Annotated in this window: 16 protein-coding genes; 8 read left to right on the top strand and 8 right to left on the bottom strand. The window is 63.6% G+C overall.

The genetic code is table 11. The annotated features are described in order from the left end of the window. Positions 1–6: 6 nt before the first annotated feature. A complete protein-coding gene (locus M1E12_RS08760; RefSeq protein ID WP_479564416.1) occupies positions 7–1,101 on the bottom strand; it encodes an ABC transporter substrate-binding protein in 1,095 nt (364 codons plus the stop codon). A 165-nt stretch (positions 1,102–1,266) separates the two neighbouring features. Here M1E12_RS08760 and M1E12_RS08755 point away from each other — a divergent pair, with 165 nt between their 5' ends. From M1E12_RS08755 to M1E12_RS08725, 7 genes are read left to right on the top strand one after another with little or no spacing between them, the layout of a single operon-like run. Next, a complete protein-coding gene (locus tag M1E12_RS08755) occupies positions 1,267–1,752 on the top strand; it encodes a flavin reductase (protein WP_136541818.1) in 486 nt (161 codons plus the stop codon). 25 nt (positions 1,753–1,777) lie between these two features. After that, the gene (locus M1E12_RS08750) at positions 1,778–2,710 is read left to right on the top strand and encodes an AAA family ATPase (RefSeq protein WP_479564415.1); all 933 of its coding nucleotides are present in this window, start codon (positions 1,778–1,780) and stop codon (positions 2,708–2,710) included. A gap of 1 nt (position 2,711) precedes the next feature. Then, a complete protein-coding gene (locus tag M1E12_RS08745) occupies positions 2,712–3,986 on the top strand; it encodes a vWA domain-containing protein (protein WP_479564414.1) in 1,275 nt (424 codons plus the stop codon). After that, complete coding sequence (locus tag M1E12_RS08740; RefSeq protein ID WP_479564413.1) at positions 3,983–4,312, top strand: XdhC family protein; 330 nt, start codon at positions 3,983–3,985, stop codon at positions 4,310–4,312. Before M1E12_RS08745 ends, M1E12_RS08740 begins: the two co-directional genes overlap by 4 nt. Beyond that, complete coding sequence (locus M1E12_RS08735) at positions 4,312–5,028, top strand: XdhC family protein (protein WP_479564860.1); 717 nt, start codon at positions 4,312–4,314, stop codon at positions 5,026–5,028. Before M1E12_RS08740 ends, M1E12_RS08735 begins: the two co-directional genes overlap by 1 nt. Continuing rightward, the gene (locus M1E12_RS08730) at positions 5,025–6,668 is read left to right on the top strand and encodes an NTP transferase domain-containing protein (RefSeq protein WP_479564412.1); all 1,644 of its coding nucleotides are present in this window, start codon (positions 5,025–5,027) and stop codon (positions 6,666–6,668) included. The genes M1E12_RS08735 and M1E12_RS08730 overlap by 4 nt, the downstream gene beginning before the upstream one ends. Positions 6,669–6,670: 2 nt before the next feature. Continuing rightward, positions 6,671–7,012: a TfoX/Sxy family protein gene (locus M1E12_RS08725; RefSeq protein ID WP_479564411.1), complete on the top strand. Its 342-nt coding sequence runs from the start codon at positions 6,671–6,673 to the stop codon at positions 7,010–7,012. Here the strand turns inward: M1E12_RS08725 and M1E12_RS08720 are convergent. The 5 genes from M1E12_RS08720 to bcp form a co-directional block, all read right to left on the bottom strand. Continuing rightward, the gene (locus M1E12_RS08720) at positions 7,000–7,407 is read right to left on the bottom strand and encodes an NUDIX domain-containing protein (protein ID WP_479564410.1); all 408 of its coding nucleotides are present in this window, start codon (positions 7,405–7,407) and stop codon (positions 7,000–7,002) included. The genes M1E12_RS08725 and M1E12_RS08720 overlap by 13 nt on opposite strands. A gap of 3 nt (positions 7,408–7,410) precedes the next feature. Next, positions 7,411–8,925, bottom strand: coding sequence for a DEAD/DEAH box helicase (locus M1E12_RS08715; protein WP_113459600.1), 1,515 nt, complete (start codon positions 8,923–8,925; stop codon positions 7,411–7,413). Positions 8,926–9,150: 225 nt separating this feature from the next. Then, entirely contained in the window at positions 9,151–10,461 is a 1,311-nt protein-coding gene (locus M1E12_RS08710) for a M23 family metallopeptidase (RefSeq protein ID WP_479564409.1), read from the bottom strand. A gap of 133 nt (positions 10,462–10,594) precedes the next feature. Further along, the gene (locus tag M1E12_RS08705) at positions 10,595–11,440 is read right to left on the bottom strand and encodes a ferritin-like domain-containing protein (protein ID WP_479564408.1); all 846 of its coding nucleotides are present in this window, start codon (positions 11,438–11,440) and stop codon (positions 10,595–10,597) included. 1 nt (position 11,441) lies between these two features. Then, positions 11,442–11,909, bottom strand: a complete 468-nt coding sequence (bcp, locus tag M1E12_RS08700; RefSeq protein ID WP_479564407.1) for a thioredoxin-dependent thiol peroxidase — start codon at positions 11,907–11,909, stop codon at positions 11,442–11,444. A gap of 122 nt (positions 11,910–12,031) precedes the next feature. Between bcp and M1E12_RS08695 the strand changes: the two genes are divergently transcribed. Next, positions 12,032–15,442 (top strand): hypothetical protein, encoded by a 3,411-nt coding sequence (locus tag M1E12_RS08695; RefSeq protein ID WP_479564406.1) that lies wholly within the window; start codon positions 12,032–12,034, stop codon positions 15,440–15,442. A 12-nt stretch (positions 15,443–15,454) separates the two neighbouring features. Here the strand turns inward: M1E12_RS08695 and M1E12_RS08690 are convergent, their stop codons facing one another. Then, complete coding sequence (locus tag M1E12_RS08690) at positions 15,455–16,144, bottom strand: cobalt-precorrin-6A reductase (protein WP_479564405.1); 690 nt, start codon at positions 16,142–16,144, stop codon at positions 15,455–15,457. Continuing rightward, positions 16,134–17,270, bottom strand: coding sequence for a cobalt-precorrin-5B (C(1))-methyltransferase (locus M1E12_RS08685; protein WP_479564404.1), 1,137 nt, complete (start codon positions 17,268–17,270; stop codon positions 16,134–16,136). The genes M1E12_RS08690 and M1E12_RS08685 overlap by 11 nt, the downstream gene beginning before the upstream one ends. Between the last annotated feature and the right edge of the window lie 86 nt (positions 17,271–17,356).

The raw sequence follows: 17,356 nt of genomic DNA, 5'->3' as shown, positions 1-17,356 counted from the left end.
GGCTCATCATTGCGTGGGCTCGGCCACGGGCACGAAAGCATCCCCCTGCCATTGCAAAAGGCGATAGGGGTTCTCGCTCAGCTCATGATCTTCGCCGAAGGTGATCGGACCGAGCGCCGTCTCGAAGGTCGTGCCGATGAGCGCATCGGTCACCGGCGTGCCCATGGCCGATGAGATGCCCCAGGCATCCGCGAGGATCGTGACGGCGGCGTGGGCCGGCATGAGATAGCCTTTCGGTTCGAGCTCCGCCGCCTGGAGTTCTGTCGCCAGTTGTGTTGCAGCGGGTTCCTGCGGCTTCTCGATCAGCCCGACGGCAAGCACGCCATCTTCGAGCGGCACCGGATCATCGGCTGCCCGCATGGCTTCGCCCCCGAGCAAGGTGAGCGCCATCTTCTCCTGCTTGGCGTCGCGAGCTATGATTGCCACGTCGTTCCTGTCTCCACCGACGAAGGCATGCGTGACACCTGCCGTCTTTAACCGGCGGACAAGGGCCAGTTGCTGCTCCTGTCCGGGCCGGAAGGTGTCGATGAAGGCCGGTTTCAGCCCACGCTCTTCCAAACTGATGCGGATCGCCTCCGTCAGTTCGCGGCCACGAATCGTGCCGTCCTCCAGAAGGGCGACCGGTTCGCCCGCCCAGTCCCGCAGAATGATCTCGGAGAGCTTTGCGGCCTCCTGATCGCCATTGGGCGCGAGGCGGAACAGCGGCCAGCCGGCTTTCAGCGCATCCTCCATCAGGCCTTTCCAGCGGACCGAGAGCGTGAAGGCGGTAATATCGGCTTTGGCGAGGTCCGGCAGAGCGCCCTTCAGGCTTTCGCTGCAAAGGAAGCCGATCGCAGCCTTTGCCTCCGCTGCCGTGATCGCTTCGGCGATGGCTTGTCCGCTGCCTTCGTCGCAGTTCTCGTCGATCTCCACGAGCGTGATGGACAGTTTGCCGGCGGCGAGCGCGGCCCCCTGGCGCACCTGATCGCCGAGCACCGCGAAGGGACCTGTCTTCGGCGCCACGACCGCGAGCTTCAGTTCGTCTGCCATCAGTGGTCCTGCCGTCACGCCGAACAGCAGGGGAAGTGAAAGCCAGGAGAGGATCGGTCGCGCTTTGGTCATGCTGCGATCCTAGCCGAAAGCGCAGGCGATTGGAAATGCTGGCTTTCCGGTCGATGGTGACCTCTCGGAACGAAATCGTGATGCCGTTGTGGAAAAGGTAAGGCCTGCGGCCCATATTGCGATGGCGACGGGGAAAGGTCGCCGAGGGGAGACGTGAATTTGAGCATGCAAGGTGTGGATCCGGTCGTCTATCGCGAGGCTATGAGCCGTTATGCGGGGCATGTGCAGATCGTGACGACGGAGCATGAGGGTGTCAGGCGCGGCGTGACGATCACCGCCGCCTGTTCGGTCTCCGACAGCCCGCCCATGGTGCTCGCCTGCCTCAACAACAGCAATCCCAGCAATGCCGTCCTGTTCGAGAGCGGGCACTTCGCCTTGAACACGCTCGGTGCTCACCATCAGGAACTGGCCAATGCCTTTGCCGGCTTCGGCAAACTCTCTGCGGAGGATCGGTTTGCACTGGCCGAATGGCAGGTGATGGAAACGGGTTCGCCAGTCCTTGCAAGCGCTGTCGTTGCCTTCGATTGCGTCGTGACGGACCGGAAGGTGACGAACACCCATACGGTGCTGTTCGGCGAAGTTCGGGCCGTGCATTTCGGAGAGCGTGAGCCATCGCTCATCTATCTGGACCGGGGCTTTCACACGCTATAAGCTTCCCTCGAACCAGGGAGGAGACATGGCAGAGACCTCGGGAAAGGCGCTGCCGGAGACGATCGATGGCATCATCGATCTGCTTGCGGCTGAGGATTATCTGGCCGGCAGGCCACTTGGCACCGTTCTGTTCCTGGCGCTGAAGATGAAGCGGCCGCTGTTTCTCGAGGGGGAGGCGGGGGTCGGCAAGACGGAAGTCGCCAAGGTGCTGGCCAAGGCGCTCGACCGTCCTCTCATCCGCCTGCAGTGCTATGAAGGGCTCGATGTCGCCTCCGCTGTCTATGAGTGGAATTATCCGGCGCAGATGCTGGAGATCCGCATGGCGGAAGCCTCCGGCGTGTCCGACCGATCCCGGCTCGAAGGTGACATCTTCTCCGAACGCTACCTAATCCGCCGTCCCGTGCTGCAGGCGCTCGAAGGCGAACCCGGCCGCGCGCCGGTCTTCCTGATCGATGAACTCGACCGCACCGACGAAGCCTTCGAAGCCTTCCTCCTGGAAGTGCTCTCGGATTTCCAGGTGACGATCCCGGAATTCGGCACGGTCAAGGCCGCCGAGCCGCCGATCGTGATCGTCACCTCAAACCGAACCCGCGAGGTCCATGACGCGCTGAAGCGCCGCTGCCTCTACCACTGGGTGGATTATCCGGCCGCGGCCGACGAGCTCGCGATCATCCGCCGCAAGGTGAAGGGTTGCAACGAGCAGCTTTCCCGGCAGATCGTTGCCTATGTGCAGAAGCTCAGGACCATCGACCTCTTCAAGAATCCCGGCATCGCCGAAAGTATCGACTGGGCGACGGCGCTGACCGAGCTCGACCGGCTGGCGCTCGATCCCGAGACGATCGCGGACACACTCGGCACGCTCTTGAAGTATCAGGAAGACATTGCCCGCATCCAGGGCAGTGAAGGCGAGAAGCTCTTGTCCGAGGTGAAGGCAGAGCTGCTCGCAAAGGCCGGCTGAGATGGAGAGCTTCGGGCCCAATCCCAGCCGCGGACATGACGGCATCATCGTGCCGCCACCGGTGCAGGGGGATGGCCGGCTCGCCGACAATATCGTTCACTTTGCTCGCGTGCTGCGCAAGGCTGGGCTTAAGCCCGGGCCCGGAGCCGTCATCGATGCGATCGAGGCTGTCGACGCAATCGGGATCGGCTCGCGCGTCGAGTTCCACGCTGCGCTGTCGGCCATTTTCGTCAAGCGGCACGAAGACCAGCCTGTTTTCGACGAGGCCTTCTCTATCTTCTGGCGCTCGCGGGATCTCGTCGGCAAGATGATCGCGCTGATGTCACCGGTTGCGGCAATCGGTGAGCGGCAGAAGCCGAAGGCGGGTGGCGCACGCGTCGGCGATGCGCTGTTTGCCGACCGGAAAAGCGAGCCGAAGCCGCGCGACGAGCCGGATGTCGAAGTGGATGCCCGGCTCACGGTCTCCGGCCAGGAAGTGTTTCGCCGGCTCGATTTCGGCCAGATGACGGCGTCCGAACTCAAGGAGGCACGCCGCGCGATCGAGCGTCTCGCCATGCCGCTCGATCTCGTGCAGACGCGCCGCTACCGGTCATCAACCAAGGGCCGCCTCATCGATCCGCGCGCCATCATGCGCCAGTCGCTGCGCACCGGCGGCGACCTGATGCTGCCGAAGTTTCGCGAGCGTCGGCAACAGCCGCCACCGCTCGTCATCCTTGCCGATATCTCCGGCTCGATGAGCCAGTATACGCGCATCTTCCTGCTTTTCCTCCATGTGCTGACCGAACGGCGCCGTCGCGTCCATACCTTCCTCTTCGGCACGCGGCTCACCAATGTCACGCGCCAGCTTCGCCATCGCGATCCCGATGAGGCGATCGCCCAGTGCACCGATGCGGTTGCCGACTGGTCGGGCGGTACCCGCATCGGCGAGACGCTGAGGCTCTTCAACCGTCACTGGGGCCGGCGTGTGCTGGGGCAGGGCGCCGTGGTGCTGCTTATCACCGACGGGCTGGAGCGCGACGAAGTGGATGTGCTGGGGCGCGAGACCGACCGCCTGCACCGCTCCTGCCGGCGGCTGGTCTGGCTCAATCCGCTTTTGCGCTTTGCCGGTTTCGAGGCACGGGCGCGCGGCGTGCGGGCCATGCTGCCGCATGTTGACGAACTGAGGTCCGTGCACAATCTGGAAGCCCTGTCGGATCTGGTGCAATCTTTGTCCGGCGCACCGGATCGGGATTGCGATCCCAGGCGTTACCTCGGTTCTGAAAGGAGCCTGACATGACCATGGAGACCACCGCACGCGATCCTCTTGCGATCGCAGAAAGCTGGCATGGCGAAGGCCGTACTGTCGCCATTGCGACCGTCATCGAAACCTGGGGTTCGGCACCGCGCCCAGTCGGCAGTCACCTCGTCATCGACAGCGAGGGCAATTTCGAGGGCTCGGTTTCCGGTGGCTGCGTCGAAGGTGCCGTGATCACCGAAGCGCTGGACGTCATCGAAAGCGGCCAAGCGAGGATGCTCGAATTCGGCGTCGCCGATGAGACGGCCTGGCGGGTGGGCCTCTCCTGCGGCGGCCGAATCCGCGTCCATGTCGAGAGGCTCGGGTGATGGATGTCGCAACGCTTGTCGCGCTGAATGCCGCCAAACGCGAGCGTCGTGGCGCCGTGCTGGTAAGCGACCTCGATGCCGGCACCTCAGAACTCGTCACCGAAGATCAGATCGGGTCGCATCCGGTGGGTGGCGAGATCCGCGCCCGGCTTCTCTCCGGCAAGTCGGGCACTGCGGAAATCGACGGAAAGAGCCTCTTCTTCAACATTCATCTTCCGCCGCCGCGGATCGTTGTGATCGGGGCTGTTCACATTAGCCAGGCTTTGGCGCCGATGGCGACCCTTGCAGGTTTCGCTGTCACCATCATCGATCCGCGCACGGCCTTTGCCACGCCGGAACGCTTCGCCGGCATCGATCTCCGCGCAGACTGGCCGGATGAGGTTTTCTCCGCCCAACCGCTCGACCGCTACAGCGCGATGGTCGCCGTCACCCATGACCCGAAGATCGACGATCCCGGCCTGACTGCAGCGCTCGAGGCGGGGTGTTTCTATGTCGGCGCGCTCGGGTCCCGCAAGACCCATGCAAAGCGCGTCGACCGTCTTGCGTCGCTCGGCTTCGACCAGTCCAGGATCGACCGCATCCGGGCGCCGATCGGCCTCGATATCGGGGCTGCCACGCCGGCGGAAATCGCGGTCGCGATCCTGGCCGAGATCATCGGCGCGCTGCGCCGCCGGGACCTTGCCCATGCCAGCGTTCCGGCTGAGGCCGTGTCTTGAAGTTCGGTCCCGTCCCGACCGAAGAGGCGGAGGGCGTAATACTCGCCCATTCCCATCCACTCGCCTCGGGCAAGCTGCGGAAAGGCCGGCGGTTAGAGGCTGAAGATATCGCGCGGCTGCTGGACGAGGGCATCGCCAGCGTGATTGCCTGCCGGCTCGAGCCGGGGGATCTCACCGAGGACGAGGCTGCCGAACGCCTGTCCGCAGCGATCGACCTCAAGGGCATCAGTCGCAGTCCGGCCTCGACGGGACGCGTGAATTTCTACGCGACCGAGAACGGCCTCTTCCTCGCGGAGAAGGGGCTGGTCGATCGCTTCAATGCTGTCGACCCGGCCATCACGCTTGCCTGTCTTGCCGACCGTCGCGATGTCCGGACGGGCGATCTGGTGGCGACGATCAAGATCATTCCGCTCGCGGTCGCCGGTTCGAGCGTCGAGGCAGCCGCCGCGATCCTCTGCGAAGGCACTGCCTTCCAGGTTGCAGGCTATCAGTCTCGTCAGGTGCATCTCATTGCCACCCAGCTGCGCTCGCTGAAACCCTCGGTCATGGACAAGACCGCGCGCGTGCTCGATGCGCGTCTCACGTCCTCGCAAAGCCGGATCGTGTCGGAAAATCGTGTACCGCACCGGGCTGAGGCTGTGGCGGAGGCCATTTCGGCGGCCCTTGCCCAGCCAAAGGCAGAGAAGGGTCAGCCACCCCTCGTCATCGTCTTCGGTGCGTCCGCCGTCGCCGATGCCGATGACGTCATTCCCGCCGCCATCCGCCTCGCCGGCGGCGTGGTCGACCAGGTCGGATTGCCCGTCGATCCCGGCAATCTGCTCGTGCTCGGGCGTGTCGGTGATGTCGAGGTTATCGGCGCTCCTGGTTGCGCCCGTTCACCGAAGGAAAACGGCTTCGACTGGGTGCTGAACCGCATCCTTGCCGGCCATCCGCCGGATCGGGCTGAAATGACGGGCTGGGGTGTCGGAGGTCTCCTCATGGAGATCCCGAGCCGCCCGTTGCCGCGACTGACGGCCACTGCCGACTCGGATCCCGCGGCTCTCGGTCTCGTCGTGCTCGCCGCCGGTCGCGCAAGTCGAATGGGCGAGGGCGGTCACCACAAGCTGCTCGGGGAATTCGAAGGCGAACCGCTCGTCCGGCGTTCCGTGCGTCAGGCTGTGGAGGCGAAGATCGGGGCCGTGACCGTCGTCTCCGGCCATCGCAGTGCAGAGATCGCAGATGCGCTGGCGGGCCTTCCGGTCAAACTGGTGCACAATCCCGACTTTGCCTCCGGCATGGCCTCGTCGCTGAAAACCGGGCTCGCTGACATCGAGACCCGGGGGCTGCCTGGCATGATGGTGCTGCTCGCCGATATGCCGAATGTTTCTGCTGCCGACATCGTGGCTTTGGCCAGCGCCTATGCAAAGTCCGGTGGCAAGGCGGTCGTGCGCGCCGTCTCCGATGGCCAGCGCGGCAATCCGGTGATCCTGCCAGCCGCTACCTTCGAGGCTCTGAAGGCGCTGGAAGGCGATATCGGCGCGCGGCCCGTCATCGAAAGCGCCGGGCTTGCCGTCATCGATGTCGAAATCGGGCCCGCCGCGCGTCTTGATGTCGATACGCCGGAGGCTATTCTGTCCGCCGGCGGGATCTTGAAGGGCTGATTATGGACAATGCGGCGATTGAGGAAATGTTCGAGGCGGTCGGGCCGGTCACCATCCGCCGGATGTTCGGGGGCAAGGGGATCTACGCGCGGGGCATCATCTTCGCGCTTGAGCTGCGCGGCGAGTTGATGCTGAAGGGCGACGAGGAGAGTGCGCCCTTGCTCGAAGAGGCCGGAGCCACACGCTGGCGCTATGAGGGCAAGGGAGGCAAACCCGTCGCCATGCCCTATTGGACCATTCCCGACGAGGCGCTCGATGATCCCGATATCATGGCGAAATGGGCGCGGATTGCGCTCGATGCGGCGATCCGGGTGACGGAGCGGGAGGCGGCTCAACGCAAGTAGGGCAGCACAGCCTGGGTAAAGACCGACAGCGGTTGCGGCAGGGCGTCCAAATCAAACCAACCGATCTCCGACAGCTTGTCCGGCTCGGTCAGCTGCGGCTCGCCGGTCGTGTCGCTGGAAACATACAGCAGTGAAATCCAGTGCTGGCGATCGGCCTCGATCAGCTGCTCGGTCATCCCGACATAGCGGATCGCGCCGATCGTCAGGCCCGTTTCTTCCTCGGCCTCGCGGCGCGCGGCAAGTTCCGCCGGCTCCATGTGATCGACCTTGCCACCGACGATGTTCCAGTAGCCGGCTTCGGGGGCCTTTATGCGCCTGCACAAAAGCAGTTTGCCATCCCGAAGGATGGCAAGACCAACCCCGAGACCGGGGAAATCGATACCGGGCTGACCCACGGATCAGGCCTTGGCGGCGACGATCAGCATGAAGGCCGGGATGTCGTCGCCGAAGCCAACGGGGGTCGGGCCATCGTCGTGGTCGTGATGACGATTGCGGCGGCGATCGCGGTTGTCATCATTGGCCGGATAGGGATTGTTGCGGTTGTTGCGCGGGTTCTGGTCGCGACGCTTGTCGGCCTTGCGCTCATTCGCCACCGGTTCCACTTTGACCGCTTCCATCACCTGTTGTTCCTCTGCCGGTTTGACTGGTTCGTTGCGAGCCTCGGTCGGCTTCACATACTCGCTGCGCGTATCGGATTTATGACCGCCGCGCCGCTCGCGACCCTTGTCGCGACCGCGTTTTCCACGGCTTTCGTCATGGCTCTCTGCCGGAGCCGGAAGGCCGGAGAGGTCGCCATCGAGCCATTCGATCTTCTGGTCGATCAGCTTTTCGATGGCGTCGAGGAACTTGGTGTCGCTGCGCGTCACCAGAGTGAAAGCAGCACCGGAGCGTCCGGCACGGCCGGTGCGGCCGATGCGGTGGACATAGTCTTCGGCGTGGATCGGAACGTCGAAGTTGAAGACATGGCTGACATCGGGGATGTCGAGGCCACGGGCTGCAACGTCAGAGGCGACCAGCAGCGTGATCGCGTTCGACTTGAAGTTCGCCAGCATTGTCGTGCGCGAACGCTGGTCCATGTCGCCATGCAGGGCGCCGACGGAGAAACCGTGACGATCGAGCGAACGGAAGAGATCGGCGACATCCTTCTTGCGATTGCAGAAGATGATCGCGTTCTTCAGATCGTCCTGGGCGCGGATCAGGTCGCGCAGGGTGGCGCGCTTCTCGTAATCCTTGTTGTGACAGGCGACGAGACGCTGGGTCACGGTCTTCGCCGTCGAGGACGGCGGCGCGACTTCGATGCGCTCGGGGTTCTGCAGGAACTGGTCGGCCAGCTTCTGGATCTCCGGCGGCATGGTTGCCGAGAAGAACAGTGTCTGGCGGGTAAACGGGATCATCTTGGCGATGCGCTCGATGTCCGGAATGAAGCCCATGTCCAGCATGCGGTCGGCTTCGTCGATGACGAAGATCTCGACGCCTGTCATCAGAAGCTTGCCGCGCTCGCAATGGTCGAGCAGGCGGCCGGGCGTGCAGATGAGAACATCGGCGCCACGCTCCAGCTTGCGGTCCTGCTCTTCGAAGGAGACGCCGCCGATCAGCAGGGCCACGTTGAGCTTGTGATTCTTGCCGTATTTCTCGAAGTTCTCGGCAACCTGTGCCGCGAGTTCGCGGGTCGGTTCGAGAATCAGCGTGCGCGGCATGCGGGCGCGGGCGCGGCCCTTTTCGAGCAGCGTCAACATCGGGAGAACGAAAGATGCGGTCTTGCCGGTGCCAGTCTGCGCGATGCCGAGAATATCCCGCCGCTGCAGGGCCGGCGGAATTGCGCCTGCCTGGATCGGTGTTGGAATGGTGTAGCCGGCATCGGTGACGGCAGAAAGGACTTTTTGGCTCAGGCCAAGGTCAGCAAAAGTGGTCAAAGGGAAGTAGTTTCCGTTCCTGTTCTCGCGAACATCGCTCTATAGCCCGGCGTATCGGGCTCCAATGGTTGCGGCGAATAGAAGGAAACTGCCGGAAAGTCAAGGAAACCGCCGGATTTACCCCTACAAAGGCTTAATGATCACGATTAATTGGGTTGCACCGTCCAGACTGTCTGTGAACCGGCGCTCGGCCTTTGATATTTGCTAGGCGAATCGCGCTGTTCGTCAATTGATCAGCGGCGTCAGCTTCATTCCGGCATTCAGAAAACGCATGGGGTCCACGGGTGCGCCGTTGCGGCGAACTTCGTAATGCAAATGCGGTCCCGTCGAGCGGCCCGTCGACCCGGACAGGCCGAGGATCTGGCCCGGTTCGACCGTGTCGCCTTCACTCACCAGGATGCGGGACATGTGGCCGTAGCGTGTCGACAGGCCAAAGCCGTGGTCGATCTCCACCATGTTTCCGTAGCCGCCGGAAAAGCCGGCGGTGACGACCTTGCCGGAGCCGGTCGAGCGGATTTCCGTACCTGTCGGCGCGCGGAAATCGATGCCGGCATGCATGGCGAGGCCACCAAAGAAAGGGTCTGGGCGGTTGCCGAATCGGCTGGTGATGTCGCGGCCGGGAGCCGGATTGGCGAAGGGGAGCCGCTTAGCGGTGTCGCGAACCGTTTCCAGCCGCGTCAGGGCGGCATCGAGCGCGTTCAGCGAGTCATTGAAGTCGCGGTCGGATTGCGGCGCGAGATAGGGACCGCCCACGGCGTCGGTCACGGGCAGGGAGGCCTGTTCGTCGACAGGTACGCCCTGGCGCTTGAGGATCGCTGCGATTTCATCGGCCGTCTGCGAGGCGCCGCTTGCCAGTTCCTCGATCCGCTGCAGCTGTTCGGCCTCGATCTCCTTCAGCGACAGCGTCATATGGGAAAACAGCCTGTCGGCGCGATCGGCAACATTTTCACCGGTCATCGGGACATAGCCGAGGGCCAGAACGGGTTTGCGAGAGGCGTCCGATCCAGGAGCCACCTTCGCGTCGCCCAGCAAGGCCGCGAAGGCCTGCGTGCTGTTCGGCAAGGCTGCCTGATCATTGCTGTCGATCAAGGGCTTGTCGGCCGGGACCGGTCCGTCGCTCGGCAAGGAGCCTGTCGTGTCTGCCCCTTGCAGCAGCGCGCCGATGCGGCCATGGCGGGAGGTCAGAGCCATCTGTTGCTCGAGCAGCTTTTCAACCTTGTCCTCGACCACCTGCTGGTCGAGCAACTGGCGGGAGGTGACACGATCGACCTGAGCGCGCAGGGCCGCGATCCGGTCTTCATATTCATGCTGCATGCGTGCCTGCCGCGCCATGGTGGCGCCGATCAGATTGTCACGCAGGACGAGATAGGTGGTGGCACCCAGATAGCCGATGGCCATGGTGCCGAGGAAACAGACGGTCAGCGCCACCATCCAGGGACGGATCGTCATGTGGCGGATGCGGTCGCCGCTCGCCAGGATGACGATGTGCTGTTCCTTGCGTTTGCCGAAGACCTGGCCGTTCGAACTCGTCGCCACGCTCACCCCCATTTATTCCGGGCTGAGCGTTGATACGCGCTTGCCCAATGGCAGCGAGTCGCCTGTCCGCTCCCGCCGCACGAAGTTACGCATAATTAGGGTTAATGAAGCGTTAGGCGCTTGGAATTGCGTGTCAAAACGACGAGTTGTTCTTCGAGGATAGCGACCGGTAAAAGGATGGTGTCAGTCCTGCCTCGGCACGGGCAACGTCGTTGAAGGGCGCCTTCAACTGACCGCGGAAGTTGGCCCGCACCAGATCCTGGAAGGCACGCGCCGGATCCCGCTTTTCCCGGGCGCAGAGGAAGCGGAACCATTTGGCTCCGACCGCCACATGGCCTTTCTCGTCCTCATAGATGACCTTGAGGACATCCGCGCTCTCGATGTCGCCTGTTTCACGCATCTTCTCCTGAAGCGAAGGTGTCACGTCGAGCCCTCGGGCTTCGAGGATCAACGGGACGACGGCGAGCCGTGCCGTCAGATTGTTCTTCGTCGAATGCGCGGCCTGCCAGAGGCCGTCATGGGCGGGCATGTCGCCGTAATCGGCGCCGAGCGCCCGCAACCGGTCGCGCACCAGCCGAAAATGCTTGGCCTCCTCGTAAGCCACCTTCATCCAGCCGTCGAAGAAGGAATGAGGCACTGGCTCTGTGGCAAAGCGGGCGACGATGTCGAGGGCGAGATCGACGGCGTTGAGCTCGATATGCGCGAGCGCATGGAGAAGCGCGATCCGGCCGGGCAGGGTATGCAGAGACCGCTTTTCGACCGCCTTGGGCGGCACCAGTTCCGGCTTTGCCGGTCGGCCGGGCCTGTCCGGCAGGGGCGGATCAAGTGGCGAACGCAGCGAAAGCCGCCGCTCCTGCCAGCGCAGTGCCGCGGCTTGAGCGAGCGCCGTCTTCTTGTCGAGGTCGGCGCTCAAGATGGCGAGAGTGGCAGCGCCGCGAAGGGAATGAAAAGCCGTCTCGGGCTGCATCGTCTCGGGCATGTCAGAGGGCCTGCGCTGCCTTCAACACGGCCTCGGCATGGCCTGGAACCTTCACCTTGCGCCAGACTTCGGCAACCTTGCCCGCTTTGTCGATCAGGAAGGTCGAGCGCTCAACGCCCATGTAGGTCTTGCCGTACATGCTCTTTTCCTTCCAGACGCCATAGGCTTCGAGCGCCTTGTGTTCCTCGTCGGCCGCGAGCACGACGGAGAGGTTATGCTTGGCGGCGAACTTATCGTGGCTCTTCACCGAATCGGGCGACACGCCGATGACGGTCGCGCCGAGCTTCTCGAACTCGCCGGCGAGGCCCGAGAAGTCGATGGCTTCTGCCGTGCAGCCGCTCGTGTCGTCCTTCGGATAGAAGTAGAGAACCACCGGTTTCCCGGCGAAATCGGAAAGGGAAATCGTGCCTCCGCCGTTGCGGGGCAGGGAGAAATCGGGGGCCATGTCCCCTGCAGTCAAATCCGTCATGGGATAACCTTTCTTTTGCCCGTTTTGTGGGTGATTGTGGGCTTCATCGATATATAGTCCGCTCCGCAGTCGTCCAGAGCGACTTGTTAGCGGCATCGATCGACGGAGACAATCACCAGGACATGTCGGAGATCCGGGGCGAAAAGCTACGGTTTCGCAAGCGGGACATCGTACCCTTGCATGCTCTTCCGTCTGCCCAGGCCGAGGATCCCTTGATCGTGCATTGTCCGCCGCCGAAGCGGTCCTTGCTTCGTCGATTTTCGCGCGTGCTTGCGGGCTTTGCCGGGCTTTGGCTCATCGTGTTTTTTGCCGTCTACGCGGTCGTCGAGAGCGGCACACTCGATGCGGCACTCGCCCAGCGGGCGCAATCGGTTCTCAACAATGCGCTCGGTCCGAAATTCTCTGCCGAAATCGGCGGCACCGAGGTCCGCTTCTCCAACAATCTGGAACTGACCGTCGAGGCGCGGGACGTCACGCTGCTTGAGCAGGCTGGCGGTCAGCGGGTGGCGCTGACCAATTCCGTCCGCTTCATCGTTGAACCGCTAGCGCTTCTTGGCGGTCGCTTCTCGATCCGCGAAGTGGTCAGCGAAGGCATCAATCTCGATGCGACCGTGCTGCCCAAGGGAAAGCCGATCGATCTTACCAACTGGCGCGTCGATCAGGTGCCGGCGCGACTGGCGGATGCTTTCGCGGAACTCGACCGGCTGCAGGGCTTCATTGCCCGTGGCGGCCTCGATCGGATGCGACTGGCGGGGCTGGAGATCGCCTCCACCAGTGCAAGCGGACGACCGCTGGCGATCGCCATCGACGATGTCGTGCTGGAGCGCGGTGATGACGATTCCCTGTCGATCTTCGGCGCGGTTTCCGTCAATGGGCAGCAGACAGAGCTGACGGCGCTCACCACCAATGTCGGGGGCCGTGCCGAGACGCTGACGATGCGGGTTGCCGATATCAGGGTCACGCCCTTCCTCCTGCGCCGCTCGAGCACGGGCGAAGCGCGCCAGGGGATCGAAGGCTCGGCGGAACTCCTTCTCAATGCGCGGCGCGCCGATGGCAGCCAGGCAGCTGCCATTTCGCTCGGCATCAACATGCAGAACGGTGGCTTCTACTCCGACGGCCAGCGGCAGGACCTCACAGACGCCAGGCTGAAGTTCTCCTATGACTTTGCTAAGGACACGATTGAGCTTGCCGATTCGGTGGCGCGCTTCAGCGAAACCGTCTTCCCCCTGTCCGGTGGCATCATCGATCTCGACCGGCTTCCGGAAGGGCCAAGTTTCGGCAAGGGCTTCGGCATCGATCTCGTGGTCAATGACGGCAAGGCCAATGTGCCGGCAGCCGGCGAGACACCCTTTCCCTTCTTCATGAAGGGCTATGGCCGCTATCTCGTTGCCGAAAACATGCTGCAGCTCGACACGCTCGACGTCTCGACGCCGAGCGGCAACATGGCCGGCAAGCTGCAGGTGCGCTTCGGTGGCACCGGTCCGGAGATCCGGTTCAATGCCGGCGTGCAGAACATGCGCACGACGGTGGTCAAGCAGCTGTGGCCCTATTGGATCGCCTCGAAGCCGCGCCAATGGGTGCTCGAAAACCTCTATGGCGGTGTCATCCCGAGCGGCACGATTGATGTCTTCATCCCGCAGAACCGTCTCTCGATCGACCCGAAGCCCGTGCGCCTCAATGCGGATGAGTTGAAGATCGGCTTCGATCTCGAAGATGCGCGCCTGAACCTGACAGGTGAATTGCCGCCGTTGCGCGATCTCTACGGCCGGTTCGACATGGTGGGCGAGCGTGTGGATGTCGATATCCATTCCGCCGGGTCCTTCTTCCCGTCCGGGCGGATGGTCAAGCTGGAGCGCGGCCGTCTGGTTCTGCAGGACGCCTATGAAAAGCCGCTGATGGCTGATCTCGACCTCGATGTCAGTGGTGCGGCCGATGCCGTTGCCGAACTCGTCTCGTTCAGACCGATCGAGGCGCTGAGGGTCGTCGACTTCAAGCCCGACGACTTTTCCGGACAGGTGCGCGGTCAGGCCAAGATCCGCCTCGGGCTCGTGCCCGATCAGGGGCCGCCCGACCCCGTCTGGAATGCGGAGGTCGATCTTACGGACGTCGACATCTCCAAGCCTTTCGACGGGCGGCAAATTGCTGATGTCTCGGGCAAGCTCTCTGTCGACATGGCAAGCGCCAGGCTCGATGCGGAGGCCCGCATCGACGATGTGCCGATGGAGGTCGAACTCACCGAACCGATCCGCAAGGGTGAAGGCGAGGTGACCCGCGAACGGGTGGTGACAGCGACGCTGGACAACGCCATGCGCGAAAAGCTGGTGCCGGGGCTTAGCGAAATCATCAATGGTCCGCTGAAGGTCGAGTTGCGGCGCGTGGACGAGACACGCCAGGCGGTGTCCGTCGATTTGCGCTCGGCGACCCTCACCATCCCGTGGGTGGGCTGGGCCAAGGGGCAGGGCATCGGTGCGACGGCGAAATTCGAACTGTCGAAGAACGGTGACCTGTCGCTGATCGAGAGATTCGAGCTCGCCGGTGACGGCTTCGGTGCCAGCGGCAAGATTTCCGCTGATGATTCGGGGCTCGTGGCTGCCGATCTCTCGCGCGTGCGCCTGTCGCCGGAAGATGAGGTTGCGCTCACGGTTCGGCTGTCGAAGGGCGTCTATTCGGTCGTTGCGAATGGCCGCGCTTTCGACGCGCGTTCGCTGCTCAATACACTACAGAGCCCGGCCGGGGGCGGTGACGCGGCCAAGTCGCGGACATCTCTCAGGATCGAGGGGCGGTTCGACCGCGTGCTCGGCTTCGGTGGCGAGGATCTGTCGGGCGTGTCTATCCTCTACGGCGCGTCCAGGGGCCGGGTGAATGCCGTCGACTTTTCCGGCGTGACGCGCAGCGGCCAGGCCGTGGTTGCCAAGCTTCGCCAGCCGAACGACCTGCGCGAACTGTCGGTGACGACGAGTGACGCCGGCGCCGTGCTGCGTTTCCTCGATACCTACAAGCGTCTCGGGGGTGGACTTGCCAATCTGAGGCTGACGGAAACGCGCGAGGGGTCCTGGAGCGGCAGTCTGGATCTGCGCAATTTCCAGGTGGAGAACGAAGAGCGGCTGCAGACCATCGTTTCGACACCGACCGGTGCCGATGGGCGCAGTCTCAACACGGCCGTCCGCAGGGACATCGACGTCAGCTCCGCCCGCTTCCAGCGCGCCTTTGCCCGTCTTGCCCTTGTTGACGGGACCTTGAGCGTCGAGAACGGGATCGTGCGCGGCGAGCAGATCGGTGCGACCTTCCAGGGGATCGTGCGCGACAGGTCCGGACGCATCGACCTCACCGGCACCTTCATGCCGGCCTATGGCCTGAACCGTCTATTCGGTGAGTTGCCCGTCATCGGAGCGATCCTTGGAAACGGCCGGGATCGCGGCCTGCTGGGCATCACCTTCAAGCTCACTGGTGCGACGACGAAGCCCAATCTGGTGATCAATCCCCTGTCGATCATCGCGCCCGGCGTTTTCCGTCAGATCTTCGAATTCCGCTGAGCGAAAGCGGTTCTATTCGCGCTCCAGCATGATCACCGGCAGTGCCTGGCGCCGCGCCGCGATAATCTTGGCATAGCCGCCGAGGCCACCGGAATTGCGGCAGACGATATGGGTGATCCCATGGGCGCTAAAGAGATCGGCCTCGCGATCCGGATCGCTGGCCGGCTTGCCGAGGACGAGCACGTGGTTGGAAAAGGCGAGGGGCGCCTCAGGCGGATCCACCATGCGGATTACGAACCGGCAATCGTGGCGCGCGGTAAAGGCGTCGAGATACTGACGCCCAAGCGCAAGGAAGACGGTGGCACCTGGTGGCAGAGCTTCGGCTGCCGCGTTGAGCGTCGCTACCGCCTTCCATCGGTCGCCGGGTTGCTTCTGCCAGCGGGGCCTCAGCCGTTGCTCGAGCGGAACGCCTGACAAGGCGGATGCCTTGATGGCGTTTTCGCTGATGCGTCTGGCGAAGGGATGCGTGGCGTCGATCAGTCTGTCGAAGCCTTCTTCCCGGAGATAGGTGGCGAGGCCTTCCGCTCCACCGAAGCCGCCGATCCGCACGGAACCTTCCGGCTGCACCGGATCGATTGTCCGGCCGGCGAGCGACGTCGTGACGTCGTGGCCTTCTCGGACCAGAGTTTCCGCGAGCTCGCGTGCCTCGACCGTGCCGCCGAGGATCAGGATCTTTTGCGATGGCGAACAATCACTTTGCATGGGCGATGATCGTGCCCTTGCGGTCGGTGAGGAGGATATCGACGCTGACGCCACTGTCCCGCAGCACGCCTTCAGCCGTCTTTTTGGCCGTCTCAGCCACAGCCTTTGCAATGTCGATGCCGGCGGCCGTCATGATCTCCAGCGCTTCCATCGCCGTGTTGGCCTTTTCGACCGCGTCCCGCTCTTGCTCTCCAAGGGATGCCGTGCAGGGGAGGGACAAGTAGAACCCGTTGTCGACCTGGCTGCGGGAGGAATGAAGATCAAGCGCGCCCTGGGCGAGTTTCGACATCTTGGCGAAGCCGCCAGCGATCGTAAGACGGGGAACGGGATGACTGCGCAGATATTTGAGCAGCCCGCCGGCAAAGTCCCCCATGTCGATCAAGGCGCCATCGGGCAGGCGGTGAAAGTCTTGCGCTGCCTTTTCAGATGTCGAGCCGGTGGCCCCGAGCAGATGGGTCAGCCCCTCCGCCCGCGCAACGTCGATCCCCCGGTGGATCGAATGGATCCAGGCCGCGCAGGAGAAGGGATGCACCACGCCCGTGGTGCCGAGAATGGAAATGCCGCCCAGTATGCCGAGCCGCGGGTTCCAGGTGCTCTGCGCGATTGTCTCTCCGCCGGGCACGGAAATCCTGATCTCCACGTCCGGCGAGACGCGATGTTCTGCCGCAAGAGCCTCGATTTCGGCCGTGATCATCGCCCGGGGTACGGGATTGATCGCGGCCTCACCCACGGCGATCGGCAGACCGGCCTTGGTGACCGTGCCGACGCCGTCGCCGGCCACAAAGCGGATGCCGCTTCCGGGAGGCAGGCGTTTGACCGTCGCGACTACGGTGGCGCCATGGGTCACATCCGGATCATCCCCCGCATCCTTGACGATGCCAGCATAAGCGCTCTCACCGTCGAAGCCTTCGCGGGCAAGCGCGAAGGCCGGCGTTTCGCCTTTCGGCAGGGTGATGGAGACCGGATCCGGGAACTTTCCGGTGAGAAGAGCCGTGAAGGCCGCCTTGGTCGCCGCGGTCGCACAGGCACCCGTCGTCCAGCCATTGCGCAAGGCAGCGCCCTCCGGCTTCTCCAGCCGCTGGGTCTCCACAGCATCTTTCGCGTCCGGTCTGTTGGCGTCGCTCATGGCTCGCTTATAGGCGAGGCGGCTGCCCGGCGAAAGGCGGATGACGCTTGCCAGCATACGGAAAGCCGCATCTCGGAATTGCAATT

It is taken from the genome of Rhizobium sp. K33 (assembly GCF_056501445.1).
The sequence above is the reverse complement of the archived record's forward strand: the minus strand, read 5'-3'. Positions and strand labels throughout refer to the sequence as shown.